7 protein-coding genes (1 of these 7 cut by a window edge) are annotated in these 25,184 nt (G+C 74.2%); 3 read left to right on the forward strand and 4 right to left on the reverse strand.

The window, feature by feature from the left end; all coding sequences use genetic code 11:
* Both VLK66_RS25900 and VLK66_RS25905 read right to left on the reverse strand, forming a co-directional pair.
* On the reverse strand, positions 1-4,251 hold the 5' end (the start) of the coding sequence (locus VLK66_RS25900; protein WP_325312409.1) for a non-ribosomal peptide synthase/polyketide synthase. The gene continues 19,503 nt to the left of window position 1, outside the view; 4,251 of the gene's 23,754 nt are visible here — the first part of the coding sequence; its start codon is at positions 4,249-4,251; its stop codon lies beyond the left edge, outside the window.
* On the reverse strand, positions 4,248-17,117 hold the full coding sequence (locus VLK66_RS25905) for a non-ribosomal peptide synthetase (RefSeq protein WP_325312410.1): 12,870 nt from the start codon (positions 17,115-17,117) through the stop codon (positions 4,248-4,250). The genes VLK66_RS25900 and VLK66_RS25905 overlap by 4 nt, the downstream gene beginning before the upstream one ends.
* Positions 17,118-18,529: 1,412 nt before the next feature.
* Between VLK66_RS25905 and VLK66_RS25910 the strand changes: the two genes are divergently transcribed.
* The 3 genes from VLK66_RS25910 to VLK66_RS25920 all read left to right on the forward strand — a co-directional run bounded on the left by VLK66_RS25910 (position 18,530) and on the right by VLK66_RS25920 (position 21,348).
* The gene (locus VLK66_RS25910; RefSeq protein ID WP_325312411.1) at positions 18,530-19,561 is read left to right on the forward strand and encodes a TauD/TfdA family dioxygenase; all 1,032 of its coding nucleotides are present in this window, start codon (positions 18,530-18,532) and stop codon (positions 19,559-19,561) included.
* Positions 19,562-19,795: 234 nt separating this feature from the next.
* A complete protein-coding gene (locus VLK66_RS25915; protein ID WP_325312412.1) occupies positions 19,796-20,008 on the forward strand; it encodes an MbtH family protein in 213 nt (70 codons plus the stop codon).
* 152 nt (positions 20,009-20,160) lie between these two features.
* Positions 20,161-21,348 (forward strand): pyridoxal phosphate-dependent aminotransferase, encoded by a 1,188-nt coding sequence (locus VLK66_RS25920; protein WP_325312413.1) that lies wholly within the window; start codon positions 20,161-20,163, stop codon positions 21,346-21,348.
* Between the two features lie 240 nt (positions 21,349-21,588).
* Here VLK66_RS25920 and VLK66_RS25925 read toward each other — a convergent pair whose 3' ends face one another.
* The gene (locus tag VLK66_RS25925; protein WP_325312414.1) at positions 21,589-22,326 is read right to left on the reverse strand and encodes an SGNH/GDSL hydrolase family protein; all 738 of its coding nucleotides are present in this window, start codon (positions 22,324-22,326) and stop codon (positions 21,589-21,591) included.
* A 463-nt stretch (positions 22,327-22,789) separates the two neighbouring features.
* Positions 22,790-25,063, reverse strand: a complete 2,274-nt coding sequence (gene pbpC, locus VLK66_RS25930; RefSeq protein ID WP_325312415.1) for a penicillin-binding protein 1C — start codon at positions 25,061-25,063, stop codon at positions 22,790-22,792.
* Positions 25,064-25,184: the final 121 nt, after the last annotated feature.

The following is a 25,184-nucleotide window of genomic DNA, read 5'->3' on the forward strand; positions in this document are numbered from 1 at the left end:
CAGCCCCTCCACCTCGGGGCGCGCGCGGTTGGCGGTGGGCGTGCCGATCACCACGTCCGCCTGCCCCGAAAGGCGGGCCAGGACGACGGACCAGGCCGCCATCAGCGTCATGAACGGCGTGGCCCCGTGCCGCCGGCCGAGCGCCACAACCGCGGCCGTCAGCTCCGCGTCCAGCTCCAGCGGCACCACCGCGCCCGCGAAGTCCTGCCGCGCGGGGCGGGGCCGGTCCGCCGGCAGCTCCAGCAGCTCGGGGGCGCCGGCGAGCGTTTCCGCCCACCAGTCCGCCTGCTGCCGCAGCAGGTCGCCGCCCACGCGGCGCCGCTGCCACGCCGCCCAGTCGGCGTAGTGCACGGACAGCGGGGGGAGGGGATCGGGATCGCCACGGCGGAAGGCGTCGTAGAGCGCGCCCAGCTCGCGCGCCAGCACCCCCATGCTCCACCCGTCGCCGACGATGTGGTGCAGGGTGAGCAGGAGCGCGTGGTCGTCCGCCGCCAGCCGCACCAGCCGCCCGCGGATCACCGGCCCGCGGGCGAGGTCGAACGGCGCCGTCGCCTCCTCCGCGGCGATGCGGCGCAGCTCTGTTTCGGCCTGCGGATCGGCGGAGAGGTCGTGCTCGAGGAGATGGAAGGGCGAATCCTCGACCGCGGCGATGCGCTGCGCGGCCACGCCGTCCACCTCGGGGAAGCTCGTCCGCAGCGCCTCGTGGCGCGCGACGATGCGGTCCAGCGCGCGGACCAGGGCGCGGCGGTTCAGCTCGCCGCGCAGCCGCAGCCGCATGGGGATGTGGTAGGCCGCGCCCGCGCCCTCCATGCGGTCCAGGAACCAGAGCCGCTGCTGCGCGAACGACAGCGCCGCCCGCTCGTCCGCCGCCGCGGGGGTGATCGGCGGAAGCCCCGCGCCGGGCCCCGTCACCAGCTCGCGCGCGAAGTCGGCCAGCACCGGGCGGGCGAAGACGTCGCCCAGCGCGGCATCGGCGCCCAGGCGCTGGCGGACGCGGGAGATGGCCTGCACCGCGCGCAGCGAGTGGCCGCCCAGCTCGAAGAAGTGGTCGTTGCGCCCCACGCGGTCCACGCCCAGCACCTCGGCCCAGATCTCCGCCAGCGCGGTCTCGACATCCCCCTGCGGCGCCTCCCACCCGCGCCGGGCGAAGGCGCCGCCCTCGGGCGCGGGGAGGGCGCGGCGGTCCAGCTTGCCGTTGGGGGTGAGCGGCATCGCGGCGAGCCACACGAACGCCGCGGGAAGCATGTGCTCCGGCAGCCGCTCGGCGGCGAAGGCGCGCAGCGCGTCGGCCTCGATGGCCGCGTCCGCGACGTAGTACGCCACCAGCCGCTTCCCGCCGCCGGCGTCGGCGCGGGCCAGCACCGCCGCCTCGCGCACGCCGGCGTGCTCGGCCACCCGCGCCGCGATCTCGCCGGTCTCGATGCGGAAGCCGCGGATCTTCACCTGGAAGTCGTTGCGGCCCAGGAACTCCAGAACCGCACTTTCCTTCCATCTCGCCAGGTCGCCCGTGCGGTACAGCCGCGCGCCGGGCGTACCCGAGAACGCGTCGGGGACGAAGCGCTCGGCGGTGAGCGCGGCGCGGTTCAGGTATCCGCGCGCCACCCCCACCCCGCCGATGCACAGCTCTCCCGCCACGCCGACGGGCGCCGGACGGCCCGCGGCGTCCAGCACCAGCACGCGGTGGTTGGCCACGGGGCGGCCGATGCACGGATCGCCGGCCTCGCCGGCGCTGCAGGCGTGGACGGTGGACCAGACGGTGGCCTCGGTGGGGCCGTAGGCGTTGAACATCCGCCGCCCCGGCGCCCAGCGCTTCACCAGCGCCTCCGGCACCGCGTCGCCCGCCAGCACCAGCGTGCGCAGCGACGGCATCTCCACCCCCTCCGGCAGCGGCGCGAGCACCGCGGGGGGAAGCGTGGCGTGGGTGATCCCCTCGCGCGCCACCAGCTCCACCAGCGCCTCGCCCGCCAGCACCGCCCCGCGCGGGGGGAGATGCAGCGCGGCGCCGCGGCAGAGCGCCATCGCCATCTCGAACACGCACGCGTCGAAGCTGAACGAGGCGAACTGCAGCACGCGGCTCTCCGGCGCCGCCTCGAAGCACGCCTGCGCGGCGACGAGGTTGGCCACGCCGCGGTGCTCCACCATCACCCCCTTGGGGCGGCCGGTGGAGCCGGAGGTGTAGATGAGGTACGCCAGGTTCCCCGGCCCCACGTCCGCGCGCGCCGGGTCCTCGTCCGACAGCCCGGCCCACGCCTCCGCGTCCCCGTCCAGCGCCAGCGCGGGCACCCCCGCGGCGGCGAAGCGCGCGGCGAGCGAGGCCTGCGTCAGCAGCACCGCCGGGGCGCTGTCGGCCAGCATGTAGTCCAGCCGCTCCCGCGGATAGGCGGGGTCCAGCGGCACGTATCCCCCGCCCGCCTTCATCACCGCCAGCACGGCGCCCACCATCTCCACCCCGCGCTCCACGCACAGCGCCACCCGCACGTCGGGCCCCACGCCGCGCGCGATCAGGTGATGCGCCAGGCGGTTCGCGCGGCGGTTCAGCTCGCCGTAGGTGAGCGTCCCGCCATCGAAGGACAGCGCCACGGCCTCCGGCGTGCGCCGCGCCTGCGCCTCGAAGAGGTGGTGGAAGCACGACGTGCGGGGATACTCCGCCTCCGTCTCGTTCCATTCGCCGACCACCTGCCGGCGCTCCGCCGGGGGAAGGACGTCCACCGCGGCAGCGGGGCGATGGGGCGCGGTCTCCAGCGCCTCCACCAGCCCGTCCAGCGCGCGGTGCATCATCGCGCAGACGCGCTCGGGGCCGACGGACGCGGGCGCCTGCGTGGAGAAGCCCAATCCGTCGCCCCAGTCGTTCACCGACAGCGCGAGCGGGTAGTTGGTGCGCTCCTCGGCGCACATCCCGCGGACGCCCTCGCCCTCGCCGGCGGCTTCGGAGGGGCGCACGCCGCCGCCCACGTGGCGGTAGTTCAGCAGCGAGGTGAAGAGCGGCGCCGGCGCCTGCACGCCGCTGCAGCGCTGGGCCAGCGCCAGCGAGGCGTGCTCGTGGCGCATCAGCCCGGCCAGCTGGCGGTGGGCGGCGCGGACGGCGGCCTCGGCCCCGTCGGCGTCCACCCGCACACGCACGGGAAGGGTGTTGATGAACGGCCCCAGCACCCGGTCCGCCCCCGCCCCGCCCTGCATCCGCCCGAAGAGCACGGTGCCGAACACCACGTCGTCGCGGCCGGAGACGCGGGCCAGCACCAGCGCCCACGCCACGTGGCAGACGCTGGCCGCGCTCACGCCCAGCGCCCGCGCGCGCTCGCGCAGCCGCCCGGCCAGCGCGCGGTCGACCGGGAGCCGCGCCTCCTCGATCCCCGAGCCGTCGCCCCACGCGTCGGCCAGGCCGAAAGGCGCGGTGGGCTCGTCCACGTCCGCCAGCAGCGCGCGGAAGTACGCCTCGTGCTCGGCGCGCCCCACGCCCTGCCGCGCCTGCGCCACGTAGGTGCGGAACGGCAGCGGCGCGGGAAGCTCCGCCTGCCGCCCCAGCAGGTGCGCGCGCACCTCCTCGCGCACCAGGTCGAAGGTCACGTGGTCGCCGGTGAGGTGGTGCTGCTGCAGCAGGAGCACCCAGCGCTCGCCGTCGCGCGCGGCGTACGCCCGCATCAGCGGCGCGCGGCGCAGGTCCATGCGCGTGTGCCGCGCGTCGAAGCGGTCCCACAGCTGCCGCGCCACGTCGCCCGCGGACGCGTCGGCCTCGACCTCCTCCACCTCCAGCCGCGCCTGGCGCCACACCACCTGCACCGGCTCGGGAAGCCCCTCCCACACCACCGCGGTGCGCAGGATGTCGTGGCGGGCGGCCACGGCGCGGAGCGCGGCCACGTACGCCTCCAGCTCGGCGCGCGTGGCGAAGGTGGAAACGCTGGAAAGGAGATACGGATCGCCCTCCTCGGCCATCAGGTGGTGGAAGAGGATCCCCTCCTGCAGCGGCGCCAGGGGGTACACGTCCTGGAGGTTGGCCGCGCCGCCGTCCACCGACGCCGCGACCAGCTCCATCTCCGCGGGGGAGAGCTCCAGCAGCGGCGCGGCGGGGGCGGCCGCGGCGGCGTACTCGCCGGAGCGGACCACGTTCAGCAGCGCTTCCTTGTTCTCGCGCAGCAGCCCCAGCAGCGCCGGGTCCAGCTTCCGGCCGCGGGCGCGCACCACCAGCTGGTCCGCGTCCACGCCCAGCTCGACGCGCGCGTCGGCCAGGCGTTCGAGAAGCTCTGCGATGTTCACAGCCGGAACTCCTGCACGTGCTCGGTGACCGCGGCCAGCCCGGCCAGCGTGGGGGTGGTGAACAGGTCGCCGACCTCGGCGTGCAGGTCGCGCTGCCGCATCATCTCGAACAGGCGCACCGCCAGCAGCGAGTGGCCGCCCAGCTCGAAGAAGTTATCCGTGCGCCCCACGCGCTCCACGCGCAGCAGCTCGGCCCAGATCTCCGCGAGCACTTCCTCCGTCTCGCCCACCGGCGCCTCGTAGCCGCGCGCCGCGAAGGCGCCGGCGTCGGGCGCGGGAAGCGCGCGGCGGTCCACCTTGCCGTTGGGCGTCAGCGGCAGCGACTCCAGCCGCACGAAGGCGGCGGGGATCATGTACTCCGGCAGCCGCTCGCCGACGAACGCGCGCAGCGTCTCCGGCTCGATCGCCGCGTCGGCCACGTACCACGCCACCAGCCGCGGCCCGCCCGGCGCATCCTCGCGCGCCAGGACGACGGCCGCGCGCACCTGCGGATGATCCGCCAGCCGCGTCTCGATCTCCCCCGGCTCGATGCGGAAGCCGCGCACCTTCACCTGGAAGTCGTTGCGGCCGAGGAACTCGATCGTCCCATCCGCCAGCCAGCGGACGAGGTCGCCCGTGCGGTACATCCGCGCGCCCGGCCCGGCGCTGAACGGATCGGGGATGAATCGCTCCGCCGTGAGACCGGGCCGGCCGAGGTAGCCGCGCGCCACGCCCGCCCCGCCGACGTACAGCTCGCCCGCGACGCCGACGGGCACCGGCTCGCCGCGCGCGTCCAGCACGTAGACCTGCGTGTTGGAGATGCCGCGCCCGATGTGCAGCCGCGCCGCCGTCCCGACGATGCCGGATGTGGCGACGACCGTCGTCTCCGTCGGCCCGTAGTTGTTGACGACGGTGTAGATGGCGTCCGCCGGGAGCGTCCGCAGCCGGTCGCCGCCGACGAGGAGCGTGCGCAGCGTCTTCGGGGCGATGCCTCGCTCGAAGGCGAGCTCGGCCAGCGGCGTGGGGAGGAAGCACACGTCCAGCGGCTGCCTCGCCCACCACTCCAGCAGCGCCTCCGGATCGCGCGCGGCGGGGAGATGGAGCGCGGCGCCCGCGCAGAGCGGCGGCCAGATCTCCCACGTGCTCGCGTCGAACCCGAAGCCCGCGACGCTCGAAGACCGATCACCCTCGCGCAGCGCGAACGCGTCGCAGTGCCAGGCGACCAGGTTGCCCAGGCTGCGGTGCTCCACCTGCACGCCCTTCGGCGTCCCCGTCGAGCCCGACGTGTAGACGACGTACGCCAGGTGCCCCGCGTCCAGCCCGACGCTCTCGCGCGCCGGGTTCGCCGCGTCACCATTCGCCCACGCCGCATCGTCGCCCAGGTCGAGCACGGGGACGTCGATGCCGGTGAACCGCGCCGCCAGCGATGCCTGCGTCAGCAGGGCGACGGGGGCGCTGTCCGCGAGCATGTAGCGCAGCCGCTCGTCCGGGTACGCAGGGTCCATCGGCACGTACGCGCCGCCCGCCTTCACGACGGCGAGCAGCGCTTCCACCATCTCCGTCCCCCGCTCCACGCAGACCGCGACACGCGAATCCGGCCGCACACCCATCGCGCGCAGGTGGTGCGCGAGGCGGTTGGCGCGCGCGTTCAGCTGCGCGTACGTCACCGTCCCCCGCTCGGAGACGACGGCGTCCGCGTGCGGCGTCTGCACCGCCTGCGCCTCGAAGCGCTGGTGGATGCAGAGCTCGCGCGGGTAGTCCAGCGCGGTGGCGTTCCACGTCTCCACCACCTGCCGGCGCTCTTCACCGGCCAGCAGCGGGATCGATGCGACGCTCCGGCGCTCGTCCGCCACCATCCCCGCCAGCACGCGGCGGAGGTAGCCCATCCACCGCTCCACCGTCTCCGCCTGGAAGAGCGCGGTCGCGTACTCCACCCCGCCCACGATCCGCCCGTCGCGCTCGGAAAGGGTCAGCGAGAGGTCGAACTTCGCCGTCGCCTGCGCGGCCCCGCCGACGGAGCCCACGGCCAGGCCGGGGAGCTCCAGCCGCCCCTGCGGCGTGCTCTGCCAGGCGAACATCACCTGGAAGAGCGGCGTGTGCGCCAGGCTGCGCACCGGCTGCACCAGCTCCACCACCTGCTCGAAGGGGATGTCCTGGTGGTGCTGCGCCCCCAGCGCCCGCTCCCGCACCCGCCCCAGCAGCGCGGCGGCGGAAGGCGCGTCCGCCAGGTCGATGCGCACCGCCAGCGTGTTCACGAAGAAGCCGATCAGCCCCTCGATCTCGCTCCGCCCGCGGTTCGCCGTCGGCGTGCCGAGAACCACGTCGCCCTGCCCGGCCAGGCGGCCGAGAACCACGGCCCACGCGGCCATCAGCGTCATGAACGGCGTGGTGCCGTGGCGCTGGCCGAGCGCCTTCACCGCCGCCGTCAGCGCCTCGTCCAGCTCGAAGCCCAGCGACGCGCCCGCGTGGTCCTGCCGCGCCGGGCGCGGATGGTCGGTGGGCAGCTCCAGCCGCTCGGGAGCGCCGGCCAGCGTATCGCGCCAGTAGTCCGCCTGCCGCCGCAGCACCTCGCCGTCCACCCAGCGGCGCTGCCAGGCCGCGTAGTCGGGGTACTGGACGGGGAGCGGCGGAAGCGGATCGGCGGCGTCCCGGCGGAAGGCGCCGTACAGCGCGCCCAGCTCGTCGGTCAGCACGCCCATCGACCACGCGTCGGAGACGATGTGGTGCAGGGTGATGAGCAGCACGTGGTCGTCGGCCGCCAGCCGGATCAGCCGCCCGCGCACCAGCGGCCCGCGCTCCAGGTCGAACGGCGCGCCGGCCTCGCCCGCCGCCAGCCGCCGCAGCTCGGCCTCGGGGCCGGCGTGCGCGGACAGGTCGTGCTCGCGGAGATGGAACCGGCTCTCCTCCGCGCGCGCCACGTGCTGCGCCGGCTCGCCGTCCACGGTGCGGAAGGTGGTGCGCAGCGCCTCGTGGCGCGCGACGATGCGGTCCAGCGCGCGGACCAGTGCGTCGCGGTCCAGCTCGCCTCGCAGCCGCAGCCGCCGCGGGATGTGGTACGCCGTGTCCACGCCGCCCAGCCGCTCCAGGAACCACAGCCGCTGCTGCGCGAACGACAGCGCCAGAGGCCCGCTGCGGTCCGCGGGCTCGATCGCCGGAAGGTCGGCGCGCGCGGCGGACTCCAGCCCGCGCGCGAAGTCCGCCAGCACCGGGCGCTCGAACACCTCGCCCAGCTGCGCGTCCACGCCCAGCAGCTGCCGCACCCGCGACACCGCCTGCACCGCCAGCAGCGAGTGGCCGCCCAGCTCGAAGAAGTGGTCGTGGCGGCCCACGCGCTCCACGCGCAGCACCTCGCGCCAGATCTCCGCGACCGCCGTCTCCATCTCGCCGAGCGGCGCCTCGTAGCCGCGCCGGGCGTACGCGTCGCCCTCGGGCGCGGGGAGGGCGCGACGATCGACCTTGCCGGTGCCGGTGCGCGGGAACGCGTCCAGCCGCACGTACGCGGCGGGAACCATGTACTCGGGGAGGCGCTCGGCGAGATGCGCCCGCAGCGCGTCCACGTCCGCATCCTCGCCCACGAAGTACGCGACCAGGCGCTTGTCGCCCGGCCCGTCCTCGCGCGCGACGACGACGGACTCGCCGACGGCCGGATGCTCCGCGAGCCGCGACTCGATCTCGCTCAGCTCGATGCGGAAGCCGCGGACCTTCACCTGGAAGTCGTTGCGGCCCACGAACTCCAGCCGCCCATCGGCCCGCCAGCGCACCAGGTCGCCGGTGCGGTACATCCGCGCCTCCGGATCGCCGGCGAACGGATCGGCGACGAAGCGCTCCGCCGTCAGCTCCGCGCGGTTCCAGTATCCCAGCGCGACACCGTCGCCACCGACGTACAGCTCGCCGACGGCGCCGATCGGAACCGGCTCGCCGGCCGAATCCAGCACGTAGACGCGGGTGTTCGACTGGGGGCGGCCGATCGGGACCGTGCGCGTATCCTCCGTCACCCCAACGACATCGTGGGCGATGGAGAAGCAGGTCGTCTCCGTCGGGCCGTAGCAGTTGTAGATGGTGACGCGCCCGCGCTCCGCCAGCACCCGCGCGTACGCCGCCGGATCGGCCTTGTCGCCGCCGGTGAGGATCTGCTTCAGCCCGGAGAGCGCGCCGGGGATGACCCGCGCGTAGTGGTTGAAGAGCACGGGGGTGATGAGGATCGTCGTCACGCCCTCATCCACCAGCAGCATGCCGTACGCCTCGGGATCGAGCAGCACGTCCTGCGGGACGATGACGATGCGGCCGCCGTTCAGCAGCGGACCCCACACCTCCATCGTCGCCGCGTCGAACGCGGGGTTCGAGGCGAGGGCGACGCGATCGTCCGCATCCAGGTCCGCGAAGCCGTTCGTCATCACCAGCTGCGTGATGGCGCGATGCGGAACCATCACCCCCTTCGGCTCGCCGGTCGATCCCGACGTGTACATCACGTACGCGACCGCTTCGCCGGTGATGGAGATCTGGAGATCATCCGCGTCTCCATCCCCAATCCCGTCGATGTCGATGCGCTCGACGTTCGGGAGATGCGGGACCTGCTCGCCGGACTGGCTCAGCAGCACGCCGCAGCCGCTGTCCGCGACCATGAAGGCGATGCGCTCGGCCGGATAGCTCGCATCGAGCGGCACGTACGCGGCGCCCGCCTTCAGCACCGCCAGCTCCGCGGCGACCAGCTCGGCCGAGCGCGGCAGGAGGATCGCGACGCGCGCCCCCGCACCGATGCCGCGACTCACGAGGTGGTGCGCGAGGCGGTTCGCCCGCGCGTTCAACTCGGCGTAGCTCACCGTCGCGCCGCCCTCGGCGATCGCGGCGGCGTTCGGCGTCTGCTGCGCCCGCGCCTCGAACAGCGCGGGGACGGACGCGTGGCGGGGATACTCCGCATCCGTCGCGTTCCACGTCTCCACCACCGTCGCGCGCTCGGCGTCGGGCAGCACGGCGAGCCGGTCGACGGGGCGGGCGTCATCCGCCACCATCTCCTCCAGCACGCGGCGCACGTAGCCCGCGACGCGCTCGACCGTCGCCGCGTCGAAGAGCGACGTCGCGTACTCCAGCCCGCCCACCAGCCGCTCGCCGCGCTCCGAGAAGGCGAGCGACAGGTCGAACTTGGCCGTCACCTGCCCGCCGCCGTCCACCGGGGCGACCTCGAGCCCCGGCAGCTCCATCCCGCCGGCGCGCGCGGCGCCGTGCCACGCGAACGCCACCTGGAAGACGGGCGTGTGCGCCAGCGACCGCGCCGGCTGCACCAGCTCCACGATCTGCTCGAACGGGATGTCCTGGTTCTGCTGCGCCGCCAGCGCGCGCTCCCTCACCCGCGCCAGCAGCGCGGCGACGGACGGCGAATCGCCCAGGTCGATGCGCAGCGCCAGCGTGTTCACGAAGAAGCCGATCAGCCCCTCGATCTCGCGCCGCCCGCGGTTGGCCGCCGGCGTGCCGATCACCACGTCGCGCTGCCCCGAAAGGCGGCTCAACACCACCGCCCACGCGGCCAGCAGCGTCATGAACGGCGTCGCCCCGTGCCGCCGCCCCAGCGCCTTCACCCCCGCCGACAGCGCCTCGTTCAGCTCGAAGCCGAGCGAGGCGCCCGCGTACTCCTGCCGCGCCGGGCGCGGACGGTCGGTGGGCAGCTCGATCAGCTCCGGCGCGCCGGCCAGCGCCTCCTTCCAGTAATCGCCCTGCTGCCGCAGGACGTCGCCCTCCACCCAGCGCCGCTGCCAGGCCGCGTAGTCCGCGTACTGCACGGGAAGGGGCGTGAGGGGATCGGCGTCGCCGCGGCGGAAGGCGGCGTAGAGCGCGGCCAGCTCGCGGGTGAGCACGCCCATGCTCCACCCGTCGGCCACGATGTGGTGCAGGGTGACGAGCAGCGCGTGGTCGTCCGACGCCATCCGCACCAGCCGCCCGCGGACCAGCGGCCCGCGCTCCAGGTCGAACGGCGCGTTCACTTCCTCGATCGCCAGGCGGCGCAGCTCCGCCGCCGCGCCCGCCTCGCCCGACAGGTCGTGCTCGACGAGGTGGAAGCGGCACCCCTCCGCCGGCGCGATGCGCTGCGCGGCGGCACCGTCCGTCTCGCCGAAGGTCGTCCGCAGCGCCTCGTGCCGCGCGACGATGCGGCCCAGCGCGCGCGTCAGCGCAGCGCGGTCCAGCTCGCCGCGCAGCCGCAGCCGCGCGGGGATGTGGTAGGCCGCGCCCGCGCCGCCCATGCGGTCCAGGAACCAGAGCCGCTGCTGCGCGAACGACAGCGCCAGCCGGTCGCCGTCCTCCGCCGGCACGATCGCGGGAAGGTCCGCGCGCGACGCCGACTCCAGCCCGCGCGCGAAGTCCGCCAGCACGGGGCGCAGGAAGAGGTCGCCCAGCGGCACCTCCACCCCCAGCGCCTGCCGGACGCGCGAGATCACCTGCACCGCGCGCAGCGAGTGCCCGCCCAGCTCGAAGAAGTGGTCGCGGCGGCCAACGCGGTCCACGCGCAGCAGCTCCGCCCAGATCTCCGCCACCGCCTGCTCCGCCTCGCCCTCCGGCGCCTCGTACGCGCGGCTGGCGAAGGCGTCGCCCTCCGGCGCGGGGAGCGCGCGGCGGTCCAGCTTGCCGTTGGGCGTCAGCGGGAACGCGTCCATCCGCACGAACGCCGCGGGCACCATGTACTCCGGCAGCGACGCCGCCAGGTGCGCCCGCAGCTCCTCGATCTCCACCCCATCGCCGAGCACGTAGGCGACGAGCCGCGCGTCGCCGGAGCCGTCCTCGCGCGCCAGCACGGCGGCCTCGCGCACGGCGGCGTGCTCCGCCAGCCGCGCCTCGATCTCGCCCAGCTCGATGCGGAAGCCGCGCACCTTCACCTGGAAGTCGTTTCGGCCGACGAACTCGAGGACCGCGGTGCGTGAGTGCGGGAGTGCGGGAGTGCGCTGGTTCTCGCGCGGATCCAACGCACTTCCGCACTCACGCACTTCCGCACTTTCAGTCCATCTCGCCAGGTCGCCCGTGCGGTACATCCGCGCCCCCGGCTCGCCGGAGAACGGGTCGGCCACGAAGCGCTCGGCCGTCAGCTCGGGGCGACCGAGATATCCGCGCGCCACGCCGGCACCACCGACGTACAGCTCGCCCACGGCGCCGAGCGGCACCGGCTGGCCCTCGCCGTCCAGCACGTAGATGCGCGCGTTCGCCACGGGGCGGCCGATGTGCGGCTTCCCGCCGCTCTCCATCGACCCCGAGGTGGCGACGACGGAGGCCTCGGTGGGGCCGTAGTTGTTCACCAGCGCGAACGGCAGCCCCTCCGGCACCGCGTGCAGCCGGTCGCCGCCGACCAGCAGCGTGCGGAGATGGGGATGGGTGATGCCGCGCGCGAACGCCGACTCGGCCAGCGGCGTGGGCAGGAAGCTCACGTCCAGCGGCTGCGCGGCCCACCACTCCAGCAGCGCCGATGGATCGCGCCCGGCCGGGGGAAGGAGGAGCGCGGCGCCCACCGCGAGCGGCGGCCAGATCTCCCACGTGGCCGCGTCGAAGCCCAGCCCGGCCACGCACGACGAGCGGTCGCCCGCCTTCAGCCCGAACGCCGCGCAGTGCCAGCCGACCAGGTTGGCCAGCCCGCGGTGCGGCACGGCCACGCCCTTGGGCATGCCCGTCGACCCGGAGGTGTAGATGACGTACGCCAGGTGCTCCGGCGTCACCCCCGCCACCCGCGGATCCGCGTCCGATTCGTCCGCCCACGCCGTGTCCGCGTCCAGCGCGAGGATCGGCAGGTCGGCGGCGAGCGCGCCGAGGCGCGGGGCGAGCGCGTTCTGCGTCAGCAGCACGGCGGGGCGGCTGTCGGCCAGCATGTAGCGCAGCCGGTCGTCCGGGTGCTCGGGGTCGAGCGGCACGTAGGCGCCGCCCGCCTTCAGCACGCCGAGCAGCCCCGCCACCATCTCCATCCCCCGCTCCACGCAGAGCGCGACCGGCACGTCCGGCCCCACGCCGCGCGCGACCAGGTGGTGCGCCAGCCGGTTCGCGCGGCGGTTCAGCTCGCCGTAGCTCAGCGTCTCGCCACCGGCCTCCACCGCCGCCGCCTCGGGCGACTGCGCCGCGCGCGCCTCGAACAGCGCGTGCACGCAGACGCCGGTCGGGTGGTCCGCGGCGGTCGCGTTGAACGCTTCCAGCAGCTGCGCCCGCTCGGCGGCGGGGAGCAGGTCGAGCCGGTCCACGCGCCGCGTCTCGTCCGCCGCCATCTCCGCCAGCGCGGCGCGGAGGTAGCCGGCGTGCCGCTCCACCGTGGCCCGATCGAAGAGCGCGGTGGCGAACTCCATCGCCCCCACGATCTTGCCGTTCCACTCGGAGAGGGAGAGGGAGAGGTCGAACTTGGCCGTCTCCTCCGCCACGCCTCCGGGAACCGGCGCCAGCTCCAGCCCGGGGAGCTCGAGCTTCCCGCCCGGCGCGTTCTGCCACGCGAACATCACCTGGAACACGGGGGTGTGCGCCAGCGACCGCGCCGGCTGCACCAGCTCCACCACCTGCTCGAACGGGATGTCCTGGTGATGCTGCGCCTCCAGCGCCCGCGCCTTCACCCGCGCGAGGAGCGTGGAGACGGTCGGCGAGCCGTCGAGATCCACGCGCAGCGCCAGCGTGTTCACGAAGAAGCCGATCAATCCCTCGATCTCCCGCCGTCCGCGGTTGGCCGTGGGCGTGCCGATCACCACGTCCCGCTGGCGGGCCAGGCGGCCCAGCACCGCGGCCCACCCGGCCAGCAGCGTCATGAACAGCGTGGTCCCGTGCCGCTGCGAGAGCGCCTTCAGCGCGGCCGTCAGCGCCTCGTCCAGCTCCACCCGCACCGAGGCGCCCGCGTGGTCCTGCCGCGCGGGGCGGGGGCGGTCGGTGGGCAGCTCCAGCAGCTCCGGCGCGCCGGCGAGCGACGCGCGCCAGTAGTCGGCCTGGCGCTGCAGCACCTCGCCGTCCACCCAGCGCCGCTGCCACGCCGCGTAGTCGGGATACTGGATGGGGAGGGGCGCAAGGGGATCGGGGTCGCCGCGGCGGAAGGCGGCGTACAGCGCGCCCAGCTCGTGCACCAGCACCCCCATCGACCACGCGTCGGAGACGATGTGGTGCATGGAGACGAGGAGCACGTGGTCTTCCGCCGCCAGCCGCACCAGCCGCCCGCGGATGAGCGGCCCGCGCGCCAGGTCGAACCCGGCGTTCGTCTCCGCGGCGATGAGGGCGCGCAGCTCGGCCGCGGTGTCCTCGTAGTAGCCGGACAGGTCGTGCTCGGCGAGATGGAAGCGGCTCCCCTCCGCCGGCGCCACGCGCTGCTCCGGCTCGCCGTCGGCCGCGGCGAAGGTGGTGCGCAGCGCCTCGTGCCGCTGGACGATGCGGTCCAGCGCGCGGACCAGCGCGGCGCGGTCCAGCGCCCCCTTCAGCCGCAGCCGCCGGCGGATGGTGTAGGCGGGGCCCACGCCGCCCAGCTGCTCCAGGAACCACAGCCGCTGCTGCGAATAGGAGAGCGCCAGCCGTCCGCCGCGCTCCGCCGGTTCGATCTCGGGCAGCTCCGCGCCGTCCGCGATGTCCAGCCCGCGCGCGAAGTCCGCCAGCACGGGGCGCTCGAACACCATCCCCAGCGGCACCTCCACGCCCAGCACCTGCCGCGCGCGAGAGATCACCTGCAGCGCCAGCAGCGAGTGGCCGCCCAGCTCGAAGAAGTCGTCGTGGCGCCCCACGCGGTCGGTGCCCAGCACCTCGGCCCAGATCCCGGCCACCGCGCGCTCCGTCTCGCCCTCCGGCGCGTGGTAGCCGCGCCGCGCGAAGGCGTCGCCCTCGGGCGCGGGGAGCGCCTTGCGGTCCAGCTTGCCGTTGGGCGTCAGCGGCATGGCGTCCAGCGCCACGTACGCCGCCGGCACCATGTGCTCGGGAAGCTGCTCGCCCAGCCACGTCCGCAGCGCCTCGGCGCCCACGCCCTCGCCGACGTAGTAGGCGACGAGCCGCTTGTCGCCCGGACTGTCCTCGCGCGCCAGCACCGCGGCCTCGCGCACCTCGGGGTGCCGCGCCAGCCGCGCCTCGATCTCGCCCAGCTCGATGCGGAAGCCACGGATCTTCACCTGCGCGTCGTTGCGGCCCAGGAACTCGATGTTCCCGTCCGGCAGCCAGCGCGCGAGGTCGCCCGTGCGGTACATCCGCGCCCCGGGATCGGCCGCGAACGGGTCCGCGACGAAGCGCTCCGCCGTCAGCTCGGGGCGATCGAGATACCCGCGCGCCACCCCGTCGCCACCGATGTACATCTCCCCGACGACGCCGGCGGGCACGGGCTCGCCGTCCGCGTTCAGCAGGTAGATCTGCGTGTTGGCGAGCGGCCGGCCCACGTGCGGCGCGAAGCCGTCCTCGCGCCGCATCTCCACCCACGTCGAGTACGTCGTGGTCTCCGACGGGCCGTACAGGTTGCAGACGCGATCGACACCGGTTTCGGCGAAGATGCGCTCCACCAGCCCCTGCTTCAGCGGCTCGCCGGCCAGGTTCACCGTCCGCACGGTCGACGGGACGCGGCCGGCCTCCACCAGCGCCTTGATGGCCGAGGGGACGGTGTTCACCAGCGTCGCATCGACCTCCGCGTGCACCAGGTCCAGCGCGTCGCGCACCACCCGCACCGCCCCGCCCACGACGAGGGGAACGAAGGTCTCGAAGACGTGCAGGTCGAAGTTCAGCGACGTCGACAGCAGCGTCCGCTCGATCGCGCGGCCCTGGAACTCGCGCGCGCCCCAGGCCAGGAAGTTCACCGCGTTGCGATGGGCGATGGCGACGCCCTTCGGCTGCCCGGTCGATCCGGAGGTGTAGATGAGGTAGGCGAGATGGCCGGAACGCAGCCCGCCGTGCTCGGGATTCGTCTCCGGCCGGTCCGCCCAGCGCGGCGCGTCCGCGTCCAGCGCGACGACCGGCATCCCCACACCGGCGAAGCGCGAGGCCAGCCGCGCCTGCGTCAGCAGCACGGCGGGGCGGCTGTCGGCCAGCATGTAGCGCAGCCGGTCCTCGGGGTACTCGGGGTCCAGCGGCACGTACGCCCCGCCCGCCTTCAGCACGGCGAGCAGCCCCACCATCATCTCCACCCCGCGCTCCACGCAGAGGCCGACGCGCACGTCGGGCCCCACGCCGCGCGCACGCAGCTCGTGCGCGAGGCGGTTGGCGGCACGGTTCAGCTCGCGATAGGAGAGCGACGCCGCCGCGTCGGCGACGGCTTCCGCGTCCGGCGTGCGCTCCGCCTGCGCCTCGAAGAGCGAGTGGATGCACGCATCCCGCGGGTACTCCGCGGCGGAGCGGTTCCACTCCACCAGCACCCGGCCGCGCTCCTCCGCGGGAAGCACCTCCACGCGCGCCAGCGGGCGCCCGGGCGCCGTCTCCAGCGCGTCCACCAGCCCCTCCAGCGCGCGCCGCATCATCGCGCAGACGCGCTCGGGACCGACGGAGGAAGGCGCGAGCACGGTCAGGCCCACCTGCTCGCCCCGGTCCTCGACCGAGAGGGTGAGGGGATAGTTGGTCCGCTCCTCGCCGCGCACCCCGCGGATCCCCTGCCACGCGCGCGCCGCCTCCGCCGTCCGCGCCTGCTTCCCGCCGCCGATGTGGCGGTAGTTCAGGATGGCGGTGAAGAGCGGCGCCGGCGCGGCCACCCCGCTGCAGCGCTGCGCCAGCGCCAGCGAGGCGTGCTCGTGGCGCATCAGCTCCGCCAGCTGGCGGTGCGCCGCGCGCACGGCGTCGGCCGCGCCCTCCGCGCCCACCCGGACGCGGACGGGAAGGGTGTTCATGAACGGCCCCAGCACCCGGTCCGCCCCTTCCCCGCCCTGCATGCGCCCGAAGAGCACCGTCCCGAACACCACGTCGCCGCGCCCCGAGGTCCGCGCCAGCACCTGGGCCCACGCCACGTGGCACAGGCTGGCGGCGCTCACCCCCAGCCGCCGCGCGCTCTCGCGCAGCCGCAGCGAGAACGCGTCGTCCAGCCACAGCTCGTGCTCGGCGATCCCCGAGCCGTCGCCGCGCACGTCCAGCAGCCCGAACGGCGCCGTCGGCTCCTCCACTCCCGCCAGCAGCGCGCGGAAGTACGCCTCGTCGCCCGCGCGGCCGTCGCCGCGGCGCGCCTGCGCCACGTAGCCGCGGAAGGCGAGCGGCGCGGGGAGCTCGGCCTGGCGCCCCAGCAGGTGCGCGCGGATCTCCTCGCCCACGATCTCCGACGTCACGTGGTCGCCGATCACGTGGTGGCGCTGGCGCACCATCACCCAGCGCTCCCCGTCCCTCGCGGCGAACAGGCGCATCAGCGGCGCGCGGCGCAGGTCCATCCGCTGCGCGCCGGCCCCGTGGCGCGCCCACAGCTGCCCCGCCACGTCGCCCTCCGCCGGGTCCAGCTCCACCTCCGCCACCTGCAGCGTGGCCTGGCGCCAGACCACCTGCACCGGCTCGCGCACCCCCTCCCAGGCCAGCGACGTGCGCAGGATGTCGTGCCGGTCGATCACCGCCTGCATGGCCGCCACGTACGCGTCCAGCCGGTCGCGCGTCTCGAAGGTGGACAGGCTCACGCCGATGTACGGATCGCCCCCGTGCGCCATCAGGTGGTGGAAGAGGATCCCCTCCTGCAGCGGCGCCAGCGGGTAGATGTCCTGCACGTTGCGCGCGCCGCCCTCCACCGTGGCCACGACGGTGTCGATCTCCTCCTGCGTGAGCTCGACCAGCGTCAGCATCTCGGGGCGGATGGCCGCGGGCGACCACCACTCCTCGCCGGCGATCAGGTCCAGCAGCGCGGACTTGTGCACCCGCAGCTGGCCCAGCAGCTCGGGGTCCAGCCGGGTCCGGTCGCCCGAGACGGCCAGACCCTCGCCGCTCCTGCGCAGCTGGATTCCGGCGGCGTGGAGCCTGGCGAGCAACGCGTGAACTGTCATACGGGGGTGCCTGAGCCGTTGCGGATGCAGGGAGATGGAGAGGGCTTGCCCGCCCTCGCAGCCGAAGCGCGGAAGCCGGCGCGCGCCGTGGAGATGCCGCTCGCGCCGCCGCGCGGATGCGGACGCGGCAAGCCCGCCCGGACGCGCGAGACGCGGCCGGGGGCCACCGCGCGTGCGCGGCGCGGGACGTCGAAATGCGGCCGCGGGAGCTCCCGGCGCGGCTCCACGGGGAGCGGCGACGAGATCCCGGCGCGGCGTGCGGGACCGGAGTGGCGGATTGGCACCGGTGGGGGTAGCCGATCGGGCGGAGCGTGGGCGAAAACGGAGGCGCGTCCGGTGGCGCGGAACTGCCCCGCGCGCCGGACGCCCCTGGGGGACGTCAGTCTGTTCGGAATGTGGACGGCCGGCTCGCCCGGCGCGGCGTCACACGGAAACCAGCCCTGCGGGATGGACGGCGCGGAGGCGGCGCGGCACGGCACCGCGTCCATCGGCCGGCGGACACTTCACACGGCAGGCGCTTCACACGGCGGACACCTCAGGACGGCGCGCGCGGCAAGCCCCGCGGTCCTCTCCGCCGCCCGGGGACGGGGAGCGATCGTGTCGGGGTGCCGGAGCCGGCGAAATCCTCCCGCGGCTCCTCCGCCCGCCCCGCGTTCCTGGAGGGGTGGAGAAGTGCACGTAAGGTCCGTCGGTGGCCCGAAGTGGATGGGCTGCGTCGCCGGAGGTACGGGTGTCGGTGCGACAAAGATGGAGCAAAGATCCGGATCGCGCCAGTGTTCCCCACCCCGCGCGACAAACCGGTGATTCCGCGCGGAGCGGAGGATTCCAATGCGGACGGAGGGTGCGCGGCCGGTCCGGCAGCTTTCCCCGCCGGGGATTCACCCGCGACCCGGCCGAACGTCGAAGGATGTCTCGCCGGGTGTGCGCGATGGCGCGTTCCGGGTGCGGATTTGCGGGGTGCGCTTGACGCGGGAGCGGTTTTGCTCCACTCTACAGCACATCCCAGCGGAACTCGTGGAAGCGCGGCCGGCGTGAAAGGGGCCGCGTTCGTCAGGTGATGGCGCGTTCAGTGGTTCCCCGCCTCTACATCCCGCTCCGGCGCCAGGCGGCGCGTACCCATACCGATCCGTCTTCCCCGATCCCGATCCACCGGCTCGCCCGGCGGCGGACGTAGCGCTCGCCTTGCGCCTGCGCACGCACGCCCCCGGGCCGGTCCACGCCGCCGCGCGGCTGCATCGCCGCGGCGGCGGACGGCAGCGTAAAAATCGTCCGATCGCATCTCCCTGGCCGGAGGTGCCGGCCGGACGCGCACTCGCGCGGGCGCCGCACCGCAGGTCCGGCGGCGCCCGCGTCCCGAGCCCGATCCGCACCCCACCCACCCATCTGGAGCAAGACTGATGAGCGTCGCAGTGAACGAGCGCGTGCAGGTTCCCGGGATCGCCCCCGCGCACGACGGCCGCGTGGAAACCAGCCGCCTGGACGGCTTTCCGGGCGCGCCCGTGGTGGTGCGCCCCGCCGGGGCCGGCGTGGTGCTGGCCGACTGGGCGGAGCAGAACCGCCCCTGGCTGGAGAGCGTGCTGCACGTGCACGGCGCCGTGCTCTTCCGCGGCTTCGGCATGGACGACGTGGACGAGTTCCAGCGCTTCATGCTCTCGGCGTCGGGCGAGCTCCTTCCCTACACCTACCGCTCGTCGCCGCGCACGCAGGTGAAGGGCAACGTCTACACCTCCACCGAGTACCCGGCCGACCAGACCATCCCGTTCCACACGGAGATGTCGTACACCAGCGCGTGGCCCATGCGCATCGGCTTCCTGTCGCTGATCGTGGCCGCCACGCAGGGCGAGACGCCCATCGCCGACAGCCGCCGCGTGTACGACCGCCTGCCCGAGGAGATCCGCGAGCGCTTCGAGCGGCTGGGGGTGATGTACGTGCGCAACTACACGCCCTGGATGGACCTTCCCTGGAAGAACGTGTTCCAGGCCGAGACCCGCGAGCAGGTGGACGAGTTCTGCCGCGCGCAGGGGATCCAGGCCGAGTGGATCAGCGACGAGCACCTGCGCACGCGCCAGATCTGCCAGGGCGTGGCGGTGCACCCGGCCACCGGCGAGAAGTGCTGGATGAACCAGGCGCACCTCTTCCACGTCAGCAGCCTGGACCCGTCGCTGGTGGAGATCCTGATGGAGGACTTCGGCGAGGAGAACCTTCCCCGCAACACCTACTACGGCGACGGCTCGCCCATCGACCCCGAGGTGTTCGCCGCCATCCGCGAGGCGTACGACGCCGAGGCGCTCGTCTTCCCCTGGGAGCAGGGCGACGTGCTCCTGCTGGACAACATGCTGATGGCCCACGCGCGCTCCCCCTTCACCGGCGACCGCAAGGTCGTCGTGGGGATGGCCACGCCGCACACCTCCAGCTGGACCCCGGCCTGACCTTCACCACGGATCGATCGAGGGGCGGGGATGACGATGTCTCCCCCGCCCCGCCGGATCGATCGCGAACAGCCTCGCGCGGTTTGCGAGGCTTCCCGTAGTTGTTGCCGCGACTTCAGTCGCCGGTGAAGCTGGACCCGCGCGCTTCAAGCCCGGGGGACACGCCGAATCGCCTTCGATTTGCGGCGTCCATCCCCCTGCGACTCATCCGACCTACTCTCGAGAGACACCGACATGGCCACGGACACGAACGAAGATACCCGCACCTACATCGTGCTGGTGAACCACGAGGAGCAGTACTCCATCTGGCTGGCCGACCGCGAGATCCCGCTGGGATGGAAGGCCGTGGGCAAGCCCGGCTCCAGGGCCGAGTGCCTGGCGTACGTGAAGGAAGTGTGGACCGACATGCGCCCGCTGAGCCTGCGCGGCGAGGCCGTGGCGGCCTGAGCCGTCCCCGGCTCCGCAGGGACGGCGAATCATCGCCAGAAACGGCGGAGAGCGAGGGGGGATTCCGGTTTCCCCGCGCCTCCGCCGCTCCATCGTGGGGACGTGCGCGAGCACCCGCCCGCGCGCCCGACTCCATCTACCCGGAACACCCGATGCCTTCCGCTGCCACCCATCTGGCCGACGTCGCGCAGGCCCTGTCCATCCGGTACAACAACCGGGTGTACGAGATGAAGGCCCGCGGCGAGGACGTGATCGTCCTGTCGCTGGGCGAGGCGTTCTTCGACATCCCGCTCTTCAGCTTCGCCGAGATGCCGATGCCGGAGAGCTACCACTACAACAGCTCGCGCGGGAACCCCGAGCTGCGCCGGCAGCTGGCCGCGTACTACGGCCGCCGCTACGGCGTGGCGGTCAATGCCGACACCGAGATCCTGGTCACCGCCGGCTCCAAGGCCGCCATCCACATGTCGCTGATGGCCATCCTGGACCCGGGCGACGAGGTGCTGGTGCTGGAGCCGGCGTGGGTGAGCTACACCGAGCAGGTGAAGCTCTGCCACGGCGTGCCCGTGATGGTGCCGATCGACGAGACGGTGTTCGGGCTGGACCGGTACGTGACCGCGCGGACGAAGGCGATCATCGTCAACAACCCGAACAACCCGTCGGGGCAGGTGATGACGCGCGCCGAGCTGGAGCACCTGCACGCGCTGGCGGAGCGCCACGACCTGTTCCTGCTCTCCGACGAGGCGTACAGCGAGTTCCTGCTGGACGACGCCTTCATCTCGTGCGGCGCGCTGGACCCGGAGAAGCGGCACACCCTCGTGTGCAACTCCATCTCCAAGAACCACGGGATGTCGGGGTGGCGCATCGGCTACGTGATCGCCAGCCCCGCGCTCATCGCCGAGGTGCTGAAGATCAACCAGCACCTGATCACCTGCCCGCCCACCATCCTGGAGCACTACCTGGTCCGCCACTTCGACGCGATCCTGGAGGTCACCCGGCCGCAGATCGCCGAGGTGGTGCGCAAGCGCGGGGAGATGGCGCGCTACCTGGAGTCGTGCGGCATCGGCCGCCTTCCCGGCGACGCGACCTTCTACCTCTTCGCCTCGATCGAGCCGTCGACGCTGGGCTCGGAGGAGTTCTGCACGCGGCTGCTGGAGGAGCACCACGTCTGCGCCGTGCCGGGGATCGGCTACGGCACTTCGTGCGACCGCTACATCCGCATCAGCGTGGGCACCGAGAGCGACGAGCGGGTGAAGCACGGCATCCGCCAGGTCCGCCGCCTGATCGAGGCGACCGCCCCCGCGCCCATCCACTTCCGCCTGGAGCCCGCCGCGGCGGTGTGACCACGGCCAGGCAATCGCGGACGCGGCGCCTTCCCAAGGCGACCCAGTAACGGCCGCCCGACGCATCTGCGTGGGGCGGCCGTTGACGACTCAGCACGCCCCCTCATCTCCGCGTCTCCTCAACCGTGATCTCTCACGCGGAGACGCGGAGTCGCGGAGTCGCTTTCCTGCACCTCCGCGTCTCCGCGTCTCCGCGTCTCCGCGTGAGATCAGCCGATGTGGCGGCCGCGACCGGTGGCGTCAGCCGCCTCCATCACCCGCGATCGCCGTCGCGGCCGCCCGCTGCAGGACCTCCGCCACCGCCGGGTCGATGCGGACGATGGTGCCGTCGCGAAGATTGAGCGTCGACGGCGATCCCACCGGCGAGCGGTGCAGTAGCCCGGCGCAGATGACGAGCGCCGCGGCGTACGTCCCCGCCACCGAGGGATGGAGGCCGTCTGCGGCGTAGAGTTGGAGACCGGGATCGGCGCGCCAGGCGGCCCGCCACGCCTCGCCGGCGGGGAAGAGCATCGCGTCCACCTCTTCGGCCGCCAGCCGGTACGATTCGGTCGCGCGGTCGAAGTCGCCCGAGCGGGAGAGCGACGGCCAGACGGCGTAGAGTGCGGGCGTGGCGCCGGCCGCGCGGATCTCGCCCGCGAAGCGCCGCGCGTAGTCGATCAGCAGCGTGCGGCTCTCGGGCAGCGAAGAGGGGCCCTGCTGCAGCACCACCACCTCCCACCCGCCGCGCCGGATCGCCGCTCGCGCGCCGCCGCCGTTCCAGTGGTCCTCCAGGCTCCAGTCCGGGTTCGCTACCATCTCCACGCGCAGCGTCTCCCCGGACGCCAGCGCCAGCGCCCGCACCATCTCCGGCAGGTCGTTGGCGTAGGTCAGGCTGTTGCCGACGAAGAGCACCCCCCGCCCGTCTTCCTCCACCACCGCCGCCGGTCCCGCGCCGCCGCACGCCAGCACCAGCGCGAACGCGGCCACGCCCATCGCCATTCGCCACCCTCGCATCGGTCGCGGCACGCCGATTCGCATCATCCCCCTCCGGTTGAGCGGATCTCCATCTCCGGGCAAGAACGCCGCGTCCACGCGAGGTTCTTACGGTCATGGGACGGATGGGTGCGGGCGGGTGTGGATCGATGATTCCCGATCCTGAAAAGAATGGGATCACGCGGAGACGCGGAGTCGCGGAGAGGCTCGTTGGCGTCTCCGCGTCTCTACGTCTTCGCATGACACGACTGCGGGAGAAGGATTGGTGCATCCGGCCAGCTCACGCGCGGCCGCGCCCACAGATTCTTTGGCCTGCAAGATGTTGTGCGGATGCGAGTTGCGGCGTGGCCGGCCTCAGGATGACGTCGGGTGGGTGCGGTGCGGATGCGGAAGCTGAGCACTCGGATCCCGCATGAGATGCTGTTGCGGGATTCGAAAGACCGGAGACGGTCAGGAGCGTGCGGCCGGCCTAATCCCCCTCCACCCCGATCCGCACGCTGTCCGCCGCACCGGTGGCGGACTGGGCGCGGACGCGGTGCTCGCCCTGGACAAGCCGCCAGCGCCCGCCCGGCACCTCGGCGCCGTCCACGAACCAGCGGACGGGCGCGCCGGCGCCGGCGGCGTGGAAGGTGAGGGTGGCGTAGCGGGGCTCGACGCCGGCGGGCACGGAGTAGCGGTCGCCGTCGCGCGGGGCCACGATGCGGAAGCGCTCGCCGCCCGGACGCGCGAGCGCCGCCCAGCGCCCGCCCTGCGCCGACGCCCACTCGGCGTACTCGTCGGGCAGCGCCACGCGCCCGCCGCGCTCCCAGTCGTCCATCCGCGACGGCTGGGTGCCGGGGACGAACCACTCCACCAGCGAGGGGCACTCCGGCGTGGCGAGCAGCCCCGAGAGGCGGCAGACGCGCACGGGAACCAGCCCCGCCTCGGCCGGCGCGGGAAGCGCGCCGGGGGCGCGGCGGCTGGCGACCGCCAGCATCGCCCGGTACAGCAGCGGGCCGGCGCCGGTGATCCCGCTCACCCCCGCCATGGGCCGGCCGCTGAAATCGCCCACCCACACGGCCACGGTGAAGCCGCGGGTGACGCCCACCGCCCAGTTGTCGGTGAAGTGCCGGCTGGTGCCCGTCTTGGCCGCCGCCGGGAAGGGGAAGTCGAACGGAGTCTCGGTGCCGAACCCCGCCGCGCGGGCGTCGGGGTCGGCCAGGATGTCGAGCACCAGCGCCGCCGCCTGGCGCGACATCACCCGCTCATGGGGCGGGGCCATGTCGCCGGGCGCGGCCGGGCGCAGGCGCACCGGCGTCCACTCGCCGGCGTTGGCCAGCGCGCGGTAGGCGTTGGCCAGCTCCAGCAGCGTCACGTCGCCGTTGCCCAGCGCCAGCCCCAGCCCGTAGTGCGGGGCCGGGCGCGCCAGCGAGGCGAAGCCGGCGCGGTGCAGCGTTTCGAGCAGCGCCTCCACCCCCACCCGGTCGGCCACCTCCACCGCCGGCACGTTGAACGAGCTGGCCAGCGCCTCGCGCGCCCGCACCGGCCCGTGGAAGCGGCGGTCGTAGTTCTGCGGACGATAGGGCCCCAGCGTGGTGGCGAAGCTGCGCGGCACGTCGGGGATGACGGTGGCCGCGGTGTGGCCGCGGTCGAACGCCAGCCCGTACAGGAACGGCTTCAGCGCCGACCCCGGCTGCCGCGGCGAGACCACCATGTCCACCTGCCCCACTTCCGGCTCCCGGAAGTCGGGCGAGCCGACCCACGCCAGCACCTCGCCGGTGGCGTTGTCGAGCACCACCGCCGCAGCGTGGCGGGCGCCGCGGCCGCGCAGCACGCGCACGGTGTGGCGCACCTCGCCCTCCAGCAGCGTCTGCAGCTCCAGGTCCAGCGACGTCCGCACGGTGCCGTCGCGCACCCCCGCCGCCTCGGCGTCGCGCAGCACGCGGGTGGTGAAGTGCGGCGCCAGGAACGCGGCGGCCCCCTCGGGGGGGATCACCGGCTCTTCCACCGCCCGCGCCACCTCGCCGGGGGTGGCGTACCCCAGCCGCCGCATCCGCCGCAGCACCGCGTCGCGCCGCGCCCGGGCCCGCGCGGGCGAGGCGAGCGGGTTGTCGCGCGAGGGCGAGCGGGCGATTCCCGCCAGGAGCGCGGCCTGGCCCAGGCTCAGCTCCCGCGCCGAGCCGCCGAAGTACAGCGACGCCGCGGCCGAGACGCCCACCGCGCCCTGGCCCAGCGGCACGCGGTTCAGGTACTGCTCCAGGATGTCGCGCTTCTCCAGGTGCGCCTCCAGCCGCAGCGCCCACAGCGCCTGCCGCGCCTTGCCGCCCCAGCTGCGGTCGATGGGCCGCAGCAGCCGCGCGGTCTGCATGGTCAGCGTCGACGCGCCGGAGCGGTGGACGCCGCGCACGTTGTCGCGCAGCGCGCGGCCCACCGAGCGCGGGTCCACCCCGTGGTGCGAGAAGAAGCGGTGGTCCTCGGCGCTCACGAACGCCTGGATCAGCCGCGGATCGACCTCCGCCACGGGCGTCCACCCGCCGCGGCTGCCGTCCGGGGCGCGGGTGGCGCGCAGCGGCAGGCCGCCGCGGTCCTCCAGCACCAGCCGGGGCACCGGCACGGGCGCCGCCGTCCCCGCCGGCAGCGGCCACGCGACCCAGGCACCCGCGGCCAGCACCGCCCCCGCCGCCACCACCGTGGCTCCCCGCGCCGCCCATCGCGCGCGCCGCAGGCCCCGGACGAGGGGATGCGGTTCCGATGCGTAGTGCACGGTGATCCTCCCCTCCAGTCAAAGTCTGATCGGCATCATCGTCGCCCGGCCGCTGCATCCGCCGATCTCACGCCGAGACGCGGAGACGCGGAGGATTCGCCACGGCACGGAGCTCCCCGCG

The organism is Longimicrobium sp., from assembly GCF_035474595.1.
Taxonomy (GTDB): Bacteria; Gemmatimonadota; Gemmatimonadetes; order Longimicrobiales; family Longimicrobiaceae; genus Longimicrobium.